Raw genomic sequence first — 14839 nt, forward strand, 5'->3', positions numbered from 1 at the left:
CGCTTTTCAGGAGAACTGCAGGGACCGCTTCGCCAGGCCGTGCCAGAACCCGTCGATCACCGTGCGGCCGGAGCCCTCTTCGGTGCTCGCGCCGAGGGAGACGAACAGCGGCGCGAAGTGCTCGATCCGCGGGTGCGCGAGCATCGCCGCGGGCGCCTTGTGCTGGAAGTCCAGCAGCGCGTCGACGTCTCCGTGGCGCACCACCTCGTCACCCCAGTGGTCGAACTCGGCCGACCACGCGGGCGGCGTCCCGTCGGTGGCGCGGGCCATGCCGCTCAGGTTGTGGGTGAAGAAGCCGCTGCCGATGATCAGCACGCCTTCGTCGCGCAACGGCGCGAGCTTGCGGCCGAGGTCGAACAGCTCCTGCGGGTCGAGCGACGGCATCGAGACCTGCAGCACCGGGATGTCGGCGTCCGGGTACATCTCGACGAGCGGCACGTAGGCGCCGTGGTCGAGACCGCGCTCCGGCGCGTCGTGCACCGGCGTCGCGGTCGAGCGGAGCAGCTTTCGCACCTTCTCCGCCAGTTCCGGCGCGCCCGGTGCCGCGTACCGCACCTGGTAGTAGCGCTCGGGGAAGCCCCAGAAGTCGTACACCAGCGGCACGGTCGTCGTGGCCGCGATGGTCAGCGGAGCCTCCTCCCAGTGCGCCGACACGACGAGGATCGCGCGGGGTTTCGGCAGGTCGGCCGACCAGGCGGCGAGCTGGCGGGTCCAGGTGGCGTCGTCGGCGAGCGGCGGCGCTCCGTGGCTGAGGTAGAGGACCGGGGTGCGGGTCATCGACGGCTCCAGTTATTGAAAGTTCAACTACTACGATACCTGACGCCGTGGTCCCCCGGGATATTCCCTGAGGGGCGTGCGGGCGCCGCGGACGATCGTGTTGAGTACCTGCCAGTGCCGGCGGGTCAGTGACTCGGCGTCGAGGGCCTGGGCCAGGGAAGATTCGAGAAGTTCGGAGGTGGGGCAACCATGACGGACGCGGTGGCCGACGTCGAACGCGCGATGATCGCCATCCGCCGCAGCCAGCAGCGGCGGGCGCTCAGCAAGATCGGCAAGGCCCGCGGCCAGGGCGCGCACGACCCGGTGCACGAGCTGCTCGACGTCGTCGAAGAGCTCACCGAACGCGGCGAACCCAGCACCGTGACGGCCCTGAGCGCGGCGATGGGCGTCGACCAGCCGCGCGCCAGCCGGCTGGTGGCGCGCGCTGTCGAGCAAGGGTTGCTTCGCCGCGAAGCCGACCAGCGCGACGGACGGCGTGCGGTGCTCGTCACGACCGAGGCCGGCCAGGCGCACCTCGACGACCTGCACGCCTTCCGCCGCTCGGTGTTCGCGGAGGTGATGGCGGACTGGCCGGACGAAGATCGCGAGACCTTCGGCCGGCTCCTCACGGCGTTCGTCCGCGGGTACAGCGCCTTGGGTCAGTCGTGGGAGAGGTCCACGAACCGGCTGTAGTGCAGCTGGTGGGCGACGGTGATCGTCGCCGTCGGCCCGGCACGGTGCTTCGCGATGATCAGGTCCGCCTCGCCCGCGCGCGGGTCGTCCCGCTCCCAGGCGTCCGGGCGGTTGACCAGGATGACGAGGTCGGCGTCCTGCTCCAGCGAGCCGGACTCACGCAGGTCGGACAGCATCGGGCGCTTGTCCGTCCGCTGCTCGGGACCACGGTTCAGCTGGCTGATCGCGATCACCGGGACCTCGATCTCCTTCGCCAGCAGCTTCATCTGCCGCGAGAACTCCGAGACTTCCTGCTGCCGCGACTCGACGCGCTTGCCGGACGTCATCAGCTGGAGGTAGTCGAGGACGACGAGCTTGAGGTCGTTGCGCTGCTTCAGCCGCCGGGCCTTCGCCCGGATCTCCATCATCGTCATGTTCGGCGAGTCGTCGACGAACAGCGGCGCCTCGGACACCTCGCTCATCCGGCGGGCCAGGCGCGTCCAGTCGTCGTCGGACATCTTGCCGCCGCGCATGTCGGCGAGGCGGATCTTCGCCTCGGCCGAGAGCATGCGCATGACGATCTCGGTCCGGCTCATTTCCAGGGAGAAGATGACGCTGGTCATGCCGTGCCGGATCGACGCCGAGCGCGCGAAGTCCAGGCCCAGTGTCGACTTGCCGACACCGGGGCGGGCCGCGACGATGATCATCTGGCCGGGGTGCAGGCCGTTGGTCAGCTCGTCGAAGTCGGTGAAGCCGGTCGGGATGCCCTGGGACTGGCCGCCGCGCGACGCGATCGCGTCGATCTCGTCCATCGTCGGCTGCAGCAGCTCTTCCAGCGCGACGTAGTCCTCGCTGGTCCGGCGTTCGGTGACGTCGTAGATCGCCGCCTGCGCGCGGTCGACCACCTCGTCGATGTTCGCGCCGTCGGCCGCGGCCGCGCCGTAGCCGTACTGCACGATCCGGGTGCCCGCCTCGACCAGCCGGCGCAGCACCGCCTTCTCCGCGACGATCTCCGCGTAGTAGCCCGCGTTCGCCGCCGTCGGCACCGTCGCGATCAGCGTGTGCAGGTAGGGCGCGCCGCCGACGCGGCCCAGCTCCCCGCGCCGCTCCAGCTCCGCCGACACCGTGATCGGGTCGGCCGGCTCGCCGCGGCCGTAGAGGTCCAGGACGCAGTCGTAGATCGCCTGGTGCGCGGGCCGGTAGAAGTCGTCGGGGCCGAGGGCTTCGATGACGTCGGCGACCGCGTCCTTGGACAGCAGCATGCCGCCGAGCACGGACTGCTCGGCCGCGATGTCCTGCGGCGGCTGGCGGTCGAACCCGCCCCCGCCCGGACCGGGGTCGCTCGGACCCGGGTCGGACTCCGCGTACATCGGACTGCGATCGTCGGTCAGCGCCACCGCCCCGGACACCTCCTCATCATGTCGAACACCCGTTCGAGTATGCCGGATCTTCGCTCTCGAAGCACGCGGCTCGATCCGCGTCCACCCGTCTCCGGACCCGTCCCCCGATGATCGGCGACAACGGCGTCCGGCTGTCGCAGACACGCGGAGCGCCACCGTGAGTACAGGCCCGAGCGGGCACGCTAGATCCCCCGGAAGGCCGAAGGCAATTCCGGGTGGGGACCCAGCTGTGGACAACCTGGGGATGAATGGGGGTAACCAGTCACAGGTGCCGTTACAGCTGTGGACAAGTTGGGGACAAGCGTGATCGGCTTCGCTGAATCCGCAGGTCGAAGGCTGTGAACAAGGTGTGGAGAACTTCCCTGAAACTCGTGCGGCGTGTCGCGCGAAGTCCGTTGTTCGGCGTGTCGTGGACCAGTCCGGGCCCATTCGCCCACACGGCTTGTGGATGAAAACTACGGACGGTAGAGCCGTAACCCGGTGGGCTGAACGGCCGACCGGTCAGGCCGCGGTGAGCCGGCCCTGTGCGCTGCGTAACCGGTCAGCGAGAACGCGCTGGTCGGCCGGGGTGAAGGCGATCCGGCTCTCGCCACGCCCCGGAACCTCCTCCGTCAGCCATCGGCCTTCCGAGGTATCGATGTAGTTCACCGGACGTTCGATCCGGTGCCGGGCACCCGTGCGGCTGCGAGCCGCGACGTAGAGGCTGCCACTCCCCATTCGGCGCAGTGCGAGGATCCGTTTGAGCTCTTCGACCTCGTGCGAGCCGTCGGCCGGGCGGTCGTTGCGGAGCACCGCGTACCCGGCGCCGTCGTCGCCGCGGGCCGTCCCTTCGATCTGGCTCTTCGGCACCGCGATCGGCGTCCCGCGCCCGGGCGCCAGCTTCGGGATCTGGCCGAGGAAGTCGTCGAGCAGCTCGCCGGGGCGGGTGGACTCGAGCACGACGACGTCCAGCTCTTCGTGCTTGGCCAGGACGAAGGCCTCACCACCGGCGCTGCCGCCGAGCAGCCGGTAGCTGACCGGCCGGCCCTGGAACCCGCCGTCGATCCAGCCGTAGTACTCCAGTTGCGGCCGCGCGACCGCTTCGATCGTCGCGACGAACCCGGGGTGCATGCCGCGCGGGCCGAACAGCCCGGCCTTGGCGAGCTCGGCGTTGACCCGCTCGTCTTCGGCGCGCTGGGCCTCTTCGCTGTACCAGGTCGGCGTCTCGGACAGCACCGTGTGCGGTTCTCCGCCGCGGCGCCGGATCAGGTTGATCAGGGTGCCGGTCGTGATCGAGACCTGCCTGTCCAGCACCGCTCTTCCTCCTGGGAATCAGAAACCCGGTGAACGCGAAGGCCGGGCGCGCCCATCTTGGCACGCGCCCGGCTGTCCGGTGCGCGTTACTCGCCGATGACCGGCGGCGCGGTGAGCTCGTCGGTGCCGAAGATGTCGTTCGGGTCGTCGCCGAGCAGGTACTTCGACGTGCGTTCTTCGTCGCCGCCGCCCTGGCCCTTGGCGCCGTGACCCATGCCGCCCATGCCCCCCATCCCGGTGGAGCCGGCGCGCCCGGCCGCCACGCCGCCCGCGCCCGCCGGGACGACGCCCATGCCGCCCCGGCCCGCGCCGGCCGCACCCGCGCCACCCGGCAGGGCCGCGCCGGTCGAGCCGCCGGGCCCGAAGCCCGCGCCGCCCGGGCCGAAGCCCGCCGTCGGATCGCCGATCCCGCCGGCCCCGCCGGAACCGCCCGGCCCGAAGCCGCCGCCCCCGCCGGAGAAGTTCGGCGTGCCCCCGGGGCCGAAGCCCGGGACGTTCGACGGCGCGAAGCCCGACGAGTGGGTGCCGTCGTCGAAGTTCGGCGGGGTGTAGCTGCCGCCGCCCGGTAGCTTCGACGGGTCGTAGCTGCCGCTCGGGACCTTCGACGGATCGAAGTTCGGGGGCGTGTAGGTGCCGCCGCCGGGCACCTTCGACGGGTCGAAGCCGCCGCCCGGGATGTTCGGCGGCTGCCCGTTGAACGACGGGACGCCGCCCGGGCCCGGCATGTTCACACCGCCGGGACCGCCACCGGGACCGCCGCCGTTCTCGCCACCGCCGCCGTTTCCGTCGCCCGGCTTCTTCTTGCCGTCCTTGCCGTTGTCGACGCTGACGTTTTCCTGCTGCCCCTTGAGCGCGGAGTACGTCGGCATGTTCTGGCCGTTGTCGTTGCTCGCCTTGAAGTAGGTGTTGAAGGCGTCGACGTTGGCCTGGCCCTTGGCGTTGTAGTCGCGGATCGCCCGGTCGGTGTCGGTCGTCCACGGCGTGATCGCGTTGAGCAGGTTGTTCTTCGGCGGGTCCTTCGGGACCTCCTGGACCTTCGCGTGCACCGTGGTGAACGCGGTGTTCTGCTCGCCGAGGTACTTGTCGGAGTCGGTCAGCTTGGTGCCCGAGTCCTCCATCCACACCCGCAGCGGGTGCGCGCCCGCGTTCTGCGCCGCTTCGGAGCCCCCGCCCGTCCAGGCCGCGTCCATCTCCTTGGCGAGGGTGTCGATCGTGGTGAGCCGGTCCGCGTAGGCGCCCTTCAGCCGGCTGGCCGCCGCCTGCCCGTCTTGGATCGAGCCGGTGCCGGGGCCGTGGGTGATCTTGTCCCAGATGTCGTAGCAGTCGATCTTGCGGTCGCCCTGCTGCGAGTTGTGGTCGTCGGAGTGCGTGGTCGCCATGTTGTACGCGGCGAACCCGCCGAGCAGCACCAGTTCCAGCATCTCAGCCCTCCTTCAAGGTCTGGATCATCGCCTCGGCCGCCTTCTCCGCGTACGGGCACGGCGCGGTCGCCCCCGGACCGTTGCCGATCTGGGTGAAGACCTGCACCGCCTGGGTGTCCGTCACGCCCACCAGCAGCTTGCACTGGCCCTGGCTGCGGAAGTCCTTCGTCGCGGCGTACACCGCGGGGTAGCCGGAGACGTCGGCCGGTTCCCAGTACTCGTACTGGTCCTTGCCGCCCTTGGCGTAGAGGTCGTAGATGCCCGCGAGCCCGTCGGTGTTCGGGTCGGCCGCGATGTCGATCCGGCTGCTGCGCGTTTCGTCACCGGTGTAGATCCACGCGCAGGACGTGCCCGCGGACGTGGACCGCGGCGTGCCGTCCTCCAGGCCGAGCGTCGAACGCTGCGAGGACGAGAGGACCGAACACGGGTCGGACTTCAGCTTGGCCGGGTCGAGCGGGCTCGAAACCTTGGGTGCGCCGCCACCGTCCGAGCTGCTGCTGCTCGTGGAGTCCGGCGCGCTCGACGCGGCCGGGTTGGCGGTGCCGCCGGTGGTGGAACTGCAGCCGGCGAGGGCGAGCGCGGCGAAGACCAGCGCGGGCGCGGCGAAACGGCGGTTCACCGCTGCTGCCCCGCCTTCGAGATGTCGCCGGTGTGGGCCGCGTCCGCGGCGGTGATCTTCTTCTTCGCGTCGAGCAGCGCCTGGATGTAGTTCTTCACGTAGTCCTGCATCTTCTTGTTCTGCTCGAGGAACGCCTTGCCGGACGGGTTGGCGAGCTTCTCCCAGTCGCCGCTCGCGAACTCCTTGCCGGGCGCCTTGACGTCGGCCATCAGGTTGGCGTCGGCGGCGTCGTTCTGCAGGTCGGTCTGCAGGTCCTGCCACTTCTTGATGACGCCGTCGATCTTGTCGGCGTCGAACGTGAAGCCCCCTCCGCCGGACGGCGCGGACATGTTGACCTCGTTACCCATCCGAGTGCGCTCCCTTCGCGTCCCGCTCCATTGTCCTACGACGGCGCCGTCGTGTCCGGGGTTCCCCTGAACGCGTGAAAGCGGGCCGTCCACCAGGGACGGCCCGCTTTCTCACGACGTACTGCCTTACTGCGCGGCCTTGACCTCGAGCCGCACGTCGACCTTGACGTCCGGGTGCAGCCGGGCGCCGACCGAGTGCTTGCCGACGGTCTTGATGTGCTCGCGCAGCTCGATCACGCGCTTGTCGAGCAGCGGGCCACCGGCCGCCTTGATCGCGTCGACGATCTCGGCCGCGGTGATCGAACCGAAGAGCTTCTTCGAGCCCTCGGCCGCCTTGCCCGCCAGCTGGATGGCGCCGAGGCCCTCCAGCGTCGCCTTGATCTCCTTGGCGTGGTCGAGGTCGCGGATGCGACGGCTCTCCTGCGCGCGCTGGATCGTGCGGACGTTCTTCTCCGCGCCCTTGGAGGCCACGATCGCGTAGCCCCGCGGGAGCAGGTAGTTGCGCGCGTACCCGTCCTTGACCTCGACGATGTCGCCGGGGCCGCCCAGGTTGGCCACGTCCGTGGTGAGGATGATCTTCGCCATGTCAGTGCCCTCCCTTAGCGCGCGGTCGAGGTGTAGGGCAGCAGCGCCATCTCGCGGGAGTTCTTGACCGCGATGGCGATGTCACGCTGGTGCTGGCTGCAGTTGCCGGTGACGCGACGGGCACGGATCTTGCCGCGGTCGGAGATGTACTTCCGCAGCAGGTTGGTGTCCTTGTAGTCGATCAGTTCCGGACGGCCCTTCTTCTCGGCCTTGCAGAACACGCAGACCTTCTTCTTGGGCTTCCGAATGGGTGGCTTGGCCACTGTCTACTCCTGGTAACTCGGTGAGGCTTATTCAGCCGTCGCCCGGCGCAAGGGTTACGGCTCGTCGAAAGCTGCGGCCCGTAGCGCCGAGCTGACCAGAATAAGCCTCAAAATCTTTGTGGATGTGTACGAGATCAGAACGGGGGCTCGTCCGAGAAGCCGCCGCCACCGCCGCCGGCCGGCGGGGCCGAGCCCCACGGGTCGTCGGCCGGTGCGCCGCCGCCACCGCGGTTGCCGCCACCGCCGCCGCCGAAGTCACCACCGCCGCCGCCACCGCGGCTGACCTTGTTGACCTTGGCCGTGGCGTAGCGCAGCGAGGGCCCGATTTCGTCGACCTCGAGCTCGACGACGGTGCGCTTCTCGCCTTCCTTCGTCTCGAACGACCGCTGCTTCAAGCGGCCCTGCACGACGACGCGGGCGCCGCGGGTCAGGGACTCGGCGACGTTCTCCGCCGCCTGCCGCCAGATGTTGCAGCGCAGGAACAGCGCCTCGCCGTCCTTCCACTCGCCGGACTGCCGGTCGAGGGTGCGCGGGGTGGACGCGACGGTGAAGTTCGCGACCGCCGCACCGGACGGGGTGAAGCGCAGCTCCGGGTCGGACGTCAGGTTGCCGACCACGGTGATGACGGTGTCTCCGGCCATCGGGGTTCCCCTCGGGCTCAGGCCTTGGCGGCGGGCTTGGCCGCGGCGCGCTTGACCTCGCGACGCATGACCTTGGTGCGGAGCACGGTCTCCTGCAGCGACAGCTGGCGGTCCAGCTCCTTCACCGCGTCCGAAGACGAGTTCAGGTCGAGCAGGGCGTAGATGCCCTCGGCGTGCTTCTTGATCTCGTACGAAAGGCGGCGGCGGCCCCAGACGTCGACCTTCTCCACGGAACCGCCCGAAGTGCGGATCACGTTGAGGAAGTTGTCCAGCGTGGGGGCGACCGTGCGCTCGTCGAGCGTGGGGTCCAGGATGACCATTACCTCGTAATGGCGTGACACAACCACTCACCTCCTATGGGCTCGCGGCCACGGACTGTCCGTGGCAGGAGGGTTTGTCCAGGTAAGGCTACCTGGGGGTACCGGCGGGCCCCGCGGGCGGGGTCAGCTCGCGCGGCGCAGGACCCAGGTGCGGACGAGGCCCGCGGTGACGCCGGCGAGCACGATCACCGCGAGCAGCATCGGCAGCTGCACATCGCTCGACGCCCCGTTCGAGGCGAGCGACTGGGCGTTGCCCGCATCCCGGACGTCGGCACCCTGCCCGGCCTGGTCACCCGGCCCGGCCTGCGGCGCCGAGGCGTCCCCGGGGAGCGTGCCGTTCGCGGGGTACCGGGCCCCCGGCGCGACGGCCGTGCCGGCGGTCGCGGTCGGGATGCCGCTGTAGTCGCGCATCGGCGCGCTGCCGCCCGTGCCACCGGCGGTGCCGGGGTTCAGGTTGGCGAGGTTGCCGGAGCTGCCGCCGGGGACGGTGCCCGTGCCGCCCTGCTGGCCGCCGGTGCTGCCGGTGCCCTGCTGGCCGGGGGCGACGTAGTTGGTGGCGATCGTGGTCAGGCCGCAGCTCTTCGCGACGTTCGCCGAGATCGCGTTGAGGACCTCGGTCTTGGTGCTGTCCAGCAAGCCGAGCCCGTTCGCGCCCTTGAGCGCGGTGGCGACCGTGCTGCCGATCGCCGAGCCGGCGATCGTGCCGCCCGCCGAGTTCGGCACCTGGCCGACGGCCAGCGCGCCCTTGCCCGCGATCGTGTCGGCGAGGGAATCCGGCCACACCGACAGGGCGGTCCAAAGGTGGCTGTTCACGTAGTCCCGCGCGCCCGTGCGGACCAGTTCCTTCACCGAGGAGCCCTGGACCGCGACGGTGTCGCCCATGCTGCCGTTCACCGAGCCGGAGCAGGTGCCCGCGAGCGTCGTCGCGGCGGAAGCGGTGCCGGCGGAGAGGAAGGCGCTCCCGGTGACGAAGGCGGCCAGGGCGGTAACGGTCAAGAGCTTCCGCACGAGCACAGTCCTCCGTGGGGTTATCGGGGCGTCGTTCCGTTCACCAGGATGAACGACGGGGATACGTGAAAGATACTCGGCAGTCGGGTCAATTCGCAGCGGCCATTCGGCGGAGCACCCAGGTGCGGACGAGGCCCGCGCTGACTCCGGAGAGTGCCAGAACCGCGATCAGCAGCGGCAGGTTCGACCCGTCCGTGATGCCGTTGGACGCGGAGGGTAGCGCTTCGGCGCGCCCGGCCGTCTGGATTCCGGCGTTGCCGGACGCCGTGCTGTCGGGGCCGTTGAGGCCGTACTGCGGGGCGTAACCCGGGATCTGGCTGCCGTAGCGGATCGCCGGGGACGGCGTGAACAGGCCGGCCGTCGCGAACGGGATGCCGCTGTAGTCGCGCATCGGCGAATAGCCCGTGCCGATGCTGAACGGGAAGCCGCCGAACGCCGGGCTGCTGTTCGAGAAGCCGGGCAGCAGCGGGCTGTTCGAGTCGGGGATGCCGCCGCCACCCTGCGGGGCGCCGCCCTGCGGCGAGCCACCGGTCCCCTGCGACGGCGGTTGCTGCGGGTTGCCACCCGGGCCGGGCGACTGCTGCTTGCCACCGCCGGTCACCGCGCTCAGGCCCTGCTGGGCGCCGCTGGTCAGGCCCTGGACGCCCTGGTTGATCGCGCTCGCCGCGGGCGCGCCGACCACCGGGACCGGCGAGACCGCGGTGTTCACCACCGTCACGGTGACCTTGCAGAGCGTGCCGAGCACGGAGTTGATCGTCCCGGTCAGCACCGTGGTGGCCTGGGTGACGACGCCGAGGTTGAGCGGGATGCCGAGCAGCGGGGTGGTGCCCTGGACCGTGTCGCCGGGCGCGGCGGTCACCGAGCCGCCGCACGGGGCGGTCTTGGTCTCGCCGGCCGAGGCCGTCCCGGGCGCGCCGAGCACGGCCGAACCGGCGAGGACGAACGCCGTCGCACCGACCGCCGTAGCCCTCCGTGTCCGATCCCGCATACCCGCTGCCCCTTTGTCTCGATGCCTCTCCCCAGGACAACGACGTTAAGGCAGCGCGGTGACGCCCGCCCGTTCAGAAATGTCCGGCATTCGAGTGGAAGCGGGGGTCACCGTCGGTGAAATCAGGCCGGCTTGCGGCGGATCCACGCCCGGACGAGGGCCGCGGCGACGATCGCCAGCGCCAGGACCGCGAGCAGCATCGGGAGCTTCGCCGGCGGCGTGACGCCGGGGAGCGCCTCCGCCGTGCCGGACTTCTGCTCGTCGACCGTCGGGACCTGCTCGCCGGGGATGATCTGCGCGACCACCGGTGCCTGGACCAGGCTGGCCGGCAGCAGGGCGGCGTTGGTGAAGATGCCGGAGATCGCGTCGCCCGGCAGGCCAGCGCCGCCGGGACCGGAGGTCACCGGGCCGGTGCTGTCACCGGGCGGGTTCTGGCCCGGGGGCGCCGGCGGCGTCGGCGGGTTCGGCTGGGGCGGGTTCGGGCCCGGCGGGAGGGGCAGCGGGGGCAGTTCGCCGGCCGCGCCCTGCGTCACGTTGCCGACCGTGTTCACGACGCCCTGGGCGGCCGGGCAGACGGCCTTGGCCGCGGCGTCGCCGACCACCGGCACTTCGCCGACGCCGAGCGCCCGCACGGTGTCCCCCACCGGGAGCGTGAGCAGCGGCGCCGAGCCGTTGGTGTTCTTCGCGCTCGAGTCGAGCCCGACGGTCAGCCGGTTCGGGGCGTTGAGCGGGGCGCCGGCGTCGAGGAGCAGCCCGGTTTTCGCGTCGCGCGCCTGGCCGTTCTGCAGGGTGGCGGAGCAGTCGCCGCCGAGGGTCGGGCTGGGGTCGGCGCTCGCGACGCCCGGCAGCGCCAAGGCGGCCGAAGCGGCGAAAGTGAACCCCAGTGCGGTGATCCGTGCGAGCTGCTTCCCCATCGATGCCCTCCGGCAGTCGGACCAATCTGGATCACGGAACGCGCTCACGGTACTCCACGAGCGTCACCAACCAGGCCCCGCACGGGGAAAGAGAACCCGGAGCGCGGCCCGGAGTAGCGTGCTCGGCATGCTGATTGGCGCCCACGTCCGTGACGACGACCCGTTGACCGCGGTCGCCGCGCGCAAAGCCGACGTCGTCCAGTTCTTCCTTTCGGACCCGCAGGGCTGGAAGGCCCCGAAGCCACACCCCCACGGCGAAGCCATCTTGGCCGACCCGGTCGAGGTGTTCATCCACTCTCCCTACCTCATCAACGTGGCTTCGCTGAACAACCGGATCCGGATCCCATCCCGTAAGAACGTCACCCAGCACGCGGACGGCGCGGCGGCGGTCGGTGCCAAGGGCCTGATCGTGCACGGCGGGCACGTCGGCGACAACGACGACGTCGAGGCCGGCCTCGACAACTGGCGCAAGCTCTTCGAGCGCGAACAGGAGAAGGGCGGCTTCAAGGTCCCGATCCTGATCGAGAACACCGCGGGCGGCGAGAACGCGATCACCCGCGACCTCGAGGTGATCGCCCGGCTGTGGGACAAGGTCGGCGAGTTCGGCGCCGGGTTCTGCCTGGACACCTGCCACGCGTTCGCCGCGGGCTGGGACCTCTCGACGGCCGTCGAGCAGGTCCGGGCCATCACGGGCCGGATCGACCTGGTGCACCTCAACAACTCCCGTGACGAGTTCGGCTCGACCCGCGACCGGCACGCGAACGTCGTCGAGGGCGAAGGCACCATCGACCCGGACGTGCTCGTCGAGGTCGCCCGGGCCGCCGGCGCGCCGGTCGTCGTCGAGACGCCGCCCGACGGCCAGGCCACGGACATCGCGTACCTGCGGGAGAAGCTGAACTAGGCCGCCGCGACCTTCCGGCGGTGGCGGACGGCGTTCGGGACGATCACGTCCCGGGCGCCGTCGAGGAACCCGCCCGCCGGGTCGTCGTCGCCGGCGAGCCGGACGAGGTCGGTGCCCGGGCGGTAGATCTCGCGCACCACCAGCACGCACAGCGCGGCGACGGCCAGGTCGCGGACCACGACCGTGCCGAGGAACCAGCCTTCGGGCAGGCCCTTGTGGTCGACGCCGAGGTAGTAGAACATCCGCGGCACCCAGACCAGGGCGTCGATCAGCATCCAGCCGAGCAGCAGCCGCCAGCGCGGGATCGCCAGCACGGCCAGCGGCACCAGCCACAGCGAGTACTGCGGGCTCCACACCTTGTTGGTCAGCAGGAACGCGGCCACGACGAGGAACGCGAGCTGCCCGACGCGCGGCCGCCGTGGCGCGGCGAGCGCGATGTAGGCGATGCCCGCGCAGCAGGCGAGGAACAGCACGGCCACGGTGATGTTCAGGTAGGTCGGCGTCTGGTTCTGCTGCAGCACGCCGTCGAACCCGGTCCAGCCGGTCGTGTACGAGAGCACGTTGTACAGCGAGTCCGGGTCCATCGGCCGCAGCGTGTTCATCCGGAAGAACTCCCACCAGCCGCGGGTGGCGGTGAGGATGAACGGCGCGTTGACCGCCAGCCACGTCACGACCGCCGCGGCCGCGGTCTTCCAGAACGGCGTCAGCTTCCCCGCGCGCAGGCACAGCACGAACAGCACGCCGAGCAGGAACAGCGGGTACAGCTTGGCCGTCGCGCCCAGGCCGAGCAGGAGCCCGGCGAGCAGCGGTTTCTTGCGCGCCCAGGCGAGCAGGCCGGTCGCGGTGAACGCGGTCGCGATCGCGTCGAAGTTCGTGAACGCGTGCACGAGCACCAGCGGCGAGACCGCCACCAGCACCATGTCCCACGGTCGGCGTTTCACCGTCCGGCCGGTCGCCCACACGGTGACCAGCCAGGCCAGGGCCAGGAAGAACGCGGTGATGTCGAAGTAGACGGCCACCGGCAGCCCGCCGGGCAGCCAGCCCGCCTCGGCGAGGTTCTCCCAGCCCGCCGCGAGCTTCGCGTTCGCCCACTGGAACAGGCCGGTGAACACCGGGTACTCCATGTACCGGGTGTCGTTCTCCGCGGTCTGCGAGCTCTCCTTCCACGACGTGTAGTACGGGAAGGTGCCCGGCCGGTCGAGCCGCTCGGAGCTGTAGAGCGGCACGATGTCGGAGTAGCACATGGCGACGAACGGGCGGCCCGCCCGCCAGTCGAGCTGGGTGGCGCCGCTGGAGTCCTGGTACTGCTGGATGCAGGAGCCCTTGCCGAACCAGCAGAGCATCAGCGCGAGCGTGGCCAGCAGCAGGCCGACGCGCTGCGGCGACCAGAACCAGTGCCTGCCGACCGCCGCGTGCTCGCCGAGCGGGCCGCCGATGGGTCTGGTGACCGCCGCCGCGAGGGGCTCGTTCCAGCTCGGGACGACCCGTTCCGCCCGGGTAAGCGTCACGGGGCCGGGGTCCGGCTCGCGCGTGGTCTCCTCTGGCACGAGTGCGGATGTTAGCGGTGATCGTGGTGCGCGGCGGTGAAGCCGGTGATCATGCCGGATTCGCGTAGTACGAGGCCAGGACCTCCGCGGCGGCCCCGCGCGTGACGATCTCCTCGCCGAAGGAGTCCTCGACGACCTCGATGCGCTGCCAGTGCGGCAGCGGCAGCAGCTCTGCCAGACGCTCCGAAACGCCGTCGCGGTAGCCGCCCGGTTCGTCCCGCACGGCCCGCCCGGCCAGCACGATCCGCTCCAGGTCGAGCACCTGGACGAGGTCGGCGAGGCCGATCCCGAGGAAACCCGCGGCGGTCCGTGTGTCGGGTGCGCGCTTGGCCATGATCTCGACGCAGCCACGCCGCCCGCAGGCGCAGACGGGGCCGTCGTAGGCGATCGTGGTGTGCCCGAACTCACCCGCGTTGGTCCGCGGACCGCGGTACAGCCGGCCGTCGATCAGCAGGCCGACGCCGATCCCGGTGCCGACGAGCACCACCGCGGTCGCCGTCGGCTCGCCGTGCGGCCAGAGCTGCGCGAACGCGGCGGCGTTGGTGTTCTTGTCGAGCGTCACGGGCAGGCCGGTGCGCTTCTCGAGCAGGTCACGCAGGGGGACCTCGTGCCAGCCCGGCATGTTCGTCGCGTCGCGGACCAGGCCGGCGAGGTGGTCCAGCGGGCCGACGCAGCCGAGGCCGAGGCCGAGCACGTCGAAGCCGTCCGCCAGTTCCAGCGCGGTGGCGCCGATCGCTTCGACGGCCTGCTCGGGCGTGAAGCCGACCGGGAGCGGGCCGCCCGCGGTCTCCTCGACTTCGCCGATGAGGTTGGTGCGCAGCACGCGGTACTCGTCACGGTCCAGGCGCGCGCCGAGCGCGTGCCGGGCGCCGGGCCGGATCGTGAGCTGCGTGCGGGGCTTCCCGACCCCCGCCGACGGCTGGCGTTCCTCGTCCAGCAGGCCGGCGTCGAGGAGTTCGGGCACGATCTTGGACACGGCCTGCTGGGTGAGCCCGGTGCGTTCGGCGAGCTCGACGCGGCTGAGGCCGCCGGCGCGCAGGATGTGCGTGAGCAGCAGGGCGCGGTTGTGTTCGCGCACGTTGCGCAGGTTCACCCCGGTGTCCGCCATGGACCCGATCTTCCCACGCCTGGTCAATTACGCAACAGTGTTGTTTAATGGGGCCC

General features: G+C 70.9%; 17 protein-coding genes. 2 read left to right on the forward strand and 15 right to left on the reverse strand.

What is annotated here, in order from left to right:
* Positions 1-6: 6 nt before the first annotated feature.
* Entirely contained in the window at positions 7-777 is a 771-nt protein-coding gene (locus ACYVLJ_RS09810; RefSeq protein ID WP_460438392.1) for a dioxygenase family protein, read from the reverse strand.
* A gap of 189 nt (positions 778-966) precedes the next feature.
* On the opposite strand from ACYVLJ_RS09810, the gene ACYVLJ_RS09815 reads away from it, so the two are divergent.
* Positions 967-1449, forward strand: a complete 483-nt coding sequence (locus ACYVLJ_RS09815; RefSeq protein WP_451970651.1) for a MarR family winged helix-turn-helix transcriptional regulator — start codon at positions 967-969, stop codon at positions 1447-1449.
* Here ACYVLJ_RS09815 and dnaB read toward each other — a convergent pair.
* The 12 genes from dnaB to ACYVLJ_RS09875 form a co-directional block, all read right to left on the reverse strand.
* Entirely contained in the window at positions 1416-2825 is a 1410-nt protein-coding gene (gene dnaB, locus ACYVLJ_RS09820; protein ID WP_451971970.1) for a replicative DNA helicase, read from the reverse strand. The genes ACYVLJ_RS09815 and dnaB overlap by 34 nt on opposite strands.
* Before the next feature lie 504 nt (positions 2826-3329).
* Positions 3330-4121 carry an ESX secretion-associated protein EspG gene (locus ACYVLJ_RS09825; protein WP_451970648.1) on the reverse strand — a complete coding sequence of 264 codons (792 nt, stop codon included), beginning with the start codon at positions 4119-4121 and terminating at the stop codon, positions 3330-3332.
* 86 nt (positions 4122-4207) lie between these two features.
* Positions 4208-5542 carry a hypothetical protein gene (locus ACYVLJ_RS09830; RefSeq protein ID WP_460438393.1) on the reverse strand — a complete coding sequence of 445 codons (1335 nt, stop codon included), beginning with the start codon at positions 5540-5542 and terminating at the stop codon, positions 4208-4210.
* Between the two features lies 1 nt (position 5543).
* Positions 5544-6161 carry a DUF3558 domain-containing protein gene (locus ACYVLJ_RS09835; RefSeq protein WP_460438394.1) on the reverse strand — a complete coding sequence of 206 codons (618 nt, stop codon included), beginning with the start codon at positions 6159-6161 and terminating at the stop codon, positions 5544-5546.
* Positions 6158-6508, reverse strand: coding sequence for a hypothetical protein (locus ACYVLJ_RS09840; RefSeq protein WP_451970640.1), 351 nt, complete (start codon positions 6506-6508; stop codon positions 6158-6160). The genes ACYVLJ_RS09835 and ACYVLJ_RS09840 overlap by 4 nt, the downstream gene beginning before the upstream one ends.
* 126 nt (positions 6509-6634) lie before the next feature.
* Positions 6635-7093, reverse strand: a complete 459-nt coding sequence (gene rplI / locus ACYVLJ_RS09845; protein WP_451970638.1) for a 50S ribosomal protein L9 — start codon at positions 7091-7093, stop codon at positions 6635-6637.
* 14 nt (positions 7094-7107) lie between these two features.
* Complete coding sequence (rpsR, locus tag ACYVLJ_RS09850; RefSeq protein WP_003098744.1) at positions 7108-7356, reverse strand: 30S ribosomal protein S18; 249 nt, start codon at positions 7354-7356, stop codon at positions 7108-7110.
* A 134-nt stretch (positions 7357-7490) separates the two neighbouring features.
* Positions 7491-7997: a single-stranded DNA-binding protein gene (locus ACYVLJ_RS09855; protein ID WP_460438395.1), complete on the reverse strand. Its 507-nt coding sequence runs from the start codon at positions 7995-7997 to the stop codon at positions 7491-7493.
* Between the two features lie 17 nt (positions 7998-8014).
* The gene (rpsF, locus tag ACYVLJ_RS09860) at positions 8015-8338 is read right to left on the reverse strand and encodes a 30S ribosomal protein S6 (RefSeq protein WP_191313494.1); all 324 of its coding nucleotides are present in this window, start codon (positions 8336-8338) and stop codon (positions 8015-8017) included.
* 102 nt (positions 8339-8440) lie between these two features.
* Positions 8441-9331: a hypothetical protein gene (locus ACYVLJ_RS09865; protein WP_451970635.1), complete on the reverse strand. Its 891-nt coding sequence runs from the start codon at positions 9329-9331 to the stop codon at positions 8441-8443.
* An 82-nt stretch (positions 9332-9413) separates the two neighbouring features.
* A complete protein-coding gene (locus ACYVLJ_RS09870; RefSeq protein ID WP_460438396.1) occupies positions 9414-10313 on the reverse strand; it encodes a hypothetical protein in 900 nt (299 codons plus the stop codon).
* A gap of 122 nt (positions 10314-10435) precedes the next feature.
* Positions 10436-11227: a hypothetical protein gene (locus ACYVLJ_RS09875; protein WP_460438397.1), complete on the reverse strand. Its 792-nt coding sequence runs from the start codon at positions 11225-11227 to the stop codon at positions 10436-10438.
* Positions 11228-11354: 127 nt separating this feature from the next.
* Between ACYVLJ_RS09875 and ACYVLJ_RS09880 the strand changes: the two genes are divergently transcribed.
* Entirely contained in the window at positions 11355-12128 is a 774-nt protein-coding gene (locus tag ACYVLJ_RS09880) for a deoxyribonuclease IV (protein WP_451970627.1), read from the forward strand.
* Here ACYVLJ_RS09880 and ACYVLJ_RS09885 read toward each other — a convergent pair.
* Both ACYVLJ_RS09885 and ACYVLJ_RS09890 read right to left on the reverse strand, forming a co-directional pair.
* Positions 12125-13675, reverse strand: a complete 1551-nt coding sequence (locus ACYVLJ_RS09885; RefSeq protein WP_460438398.1) for a glycosyltransferase family 87 protein — start codon at positions 13673-13675, stop codon at positions 12125-12127. The genes ACYVLJ_RS09880 and ACYVLJ_RS09885 overlap by 4 nt on opposite strands.
* A gap of 49 nt (positions 13676-13724) precedes the next feature.
* Positions 13725-14783, reverse strand: coding sequence for an ROK family transcriptional regulator (locus ACYVLJ_RS09890; protein WP_460438399.1), 1059 nt, complete (start codon positions 14781-14783; stop codon positions 13725-13727).
* Positions 14784-14839: the final 56 nt, after the last annotated feature.

The organism is Amycolatopsis stemonae (genome assembly GCF_054781455.1).

Coding starts and splice junctions, on each gene's coding strand:
- ACYVLJ_RS09870 (WP_460438396.1), bottom strand. CDS start 10,313: ATGCGGGATCGGACACGGAGGGCTACGGCGGTCGGTGCGACGGCGTTC.
- rplI (WP_451970638.1), bottom strand. CDS start 7,093: ATGGCGAAGATCATCCTCACCACGGACGTGGCCAACCTGGGCGGCCCC.
- ACYVLJ_RS09880 (WP_451970627.1), top strand. CDS start 11,355: ATGCTGATTGGCGCCCACGTCCGTGACGACGACCCGTTGACCGCGGTC.
- ACYVLJ_RS09840 (WP_451970640.1), bottom strand. CDS start 6,508: ATGGGTAACGAGGTCAACATGTCCGCGCCGTCCGGCGGAGGGGGCTTC.
- ACYVLJ_RS09890 (WP_460438399.1), bottom strand. CDS start 14,783: ATGGCGGACACCGGGGTGAACCTGCGCAACGTGCGCGAACACAACCGC.
- ACYVLJ_RS09855 (WP_460438395.1), bottom strand. CDS start 7,997: ATGGCCGGAGACACCGTCATCACCGTGGTCGGCAACCTGACGTCCGAC.
- ACYVLJ_RS09815 (WP_451970651.1), top strand. CDS start 967: ATGACGGACGCGGTGGCCGACGTCGAACGCGCGATGATCGCCATCCGC.
- ACYVLJ_RS09830 (WP_460438393.1), bottom strand. CDS start 5,542: ATGCTGGAACTGGTGCTGCTCGGCGGGTTCGCCGCGTACAACATGGCG.
- ACYVLJ_RS09875 (WP_460438397.1), bottom strand. CDS start 11,227: ATGGGGAAGCAGCTCGCACGGATCACCGCACTGGGGTTCACTTTCGCC.
- ACYVLJ_RS09810 (WP_460438392.1), bottom strand. CDS start 777: ATGACCCGCACCCCGGTCCTCTACCTCAGCCACGGAGCGCCGCCGCTC.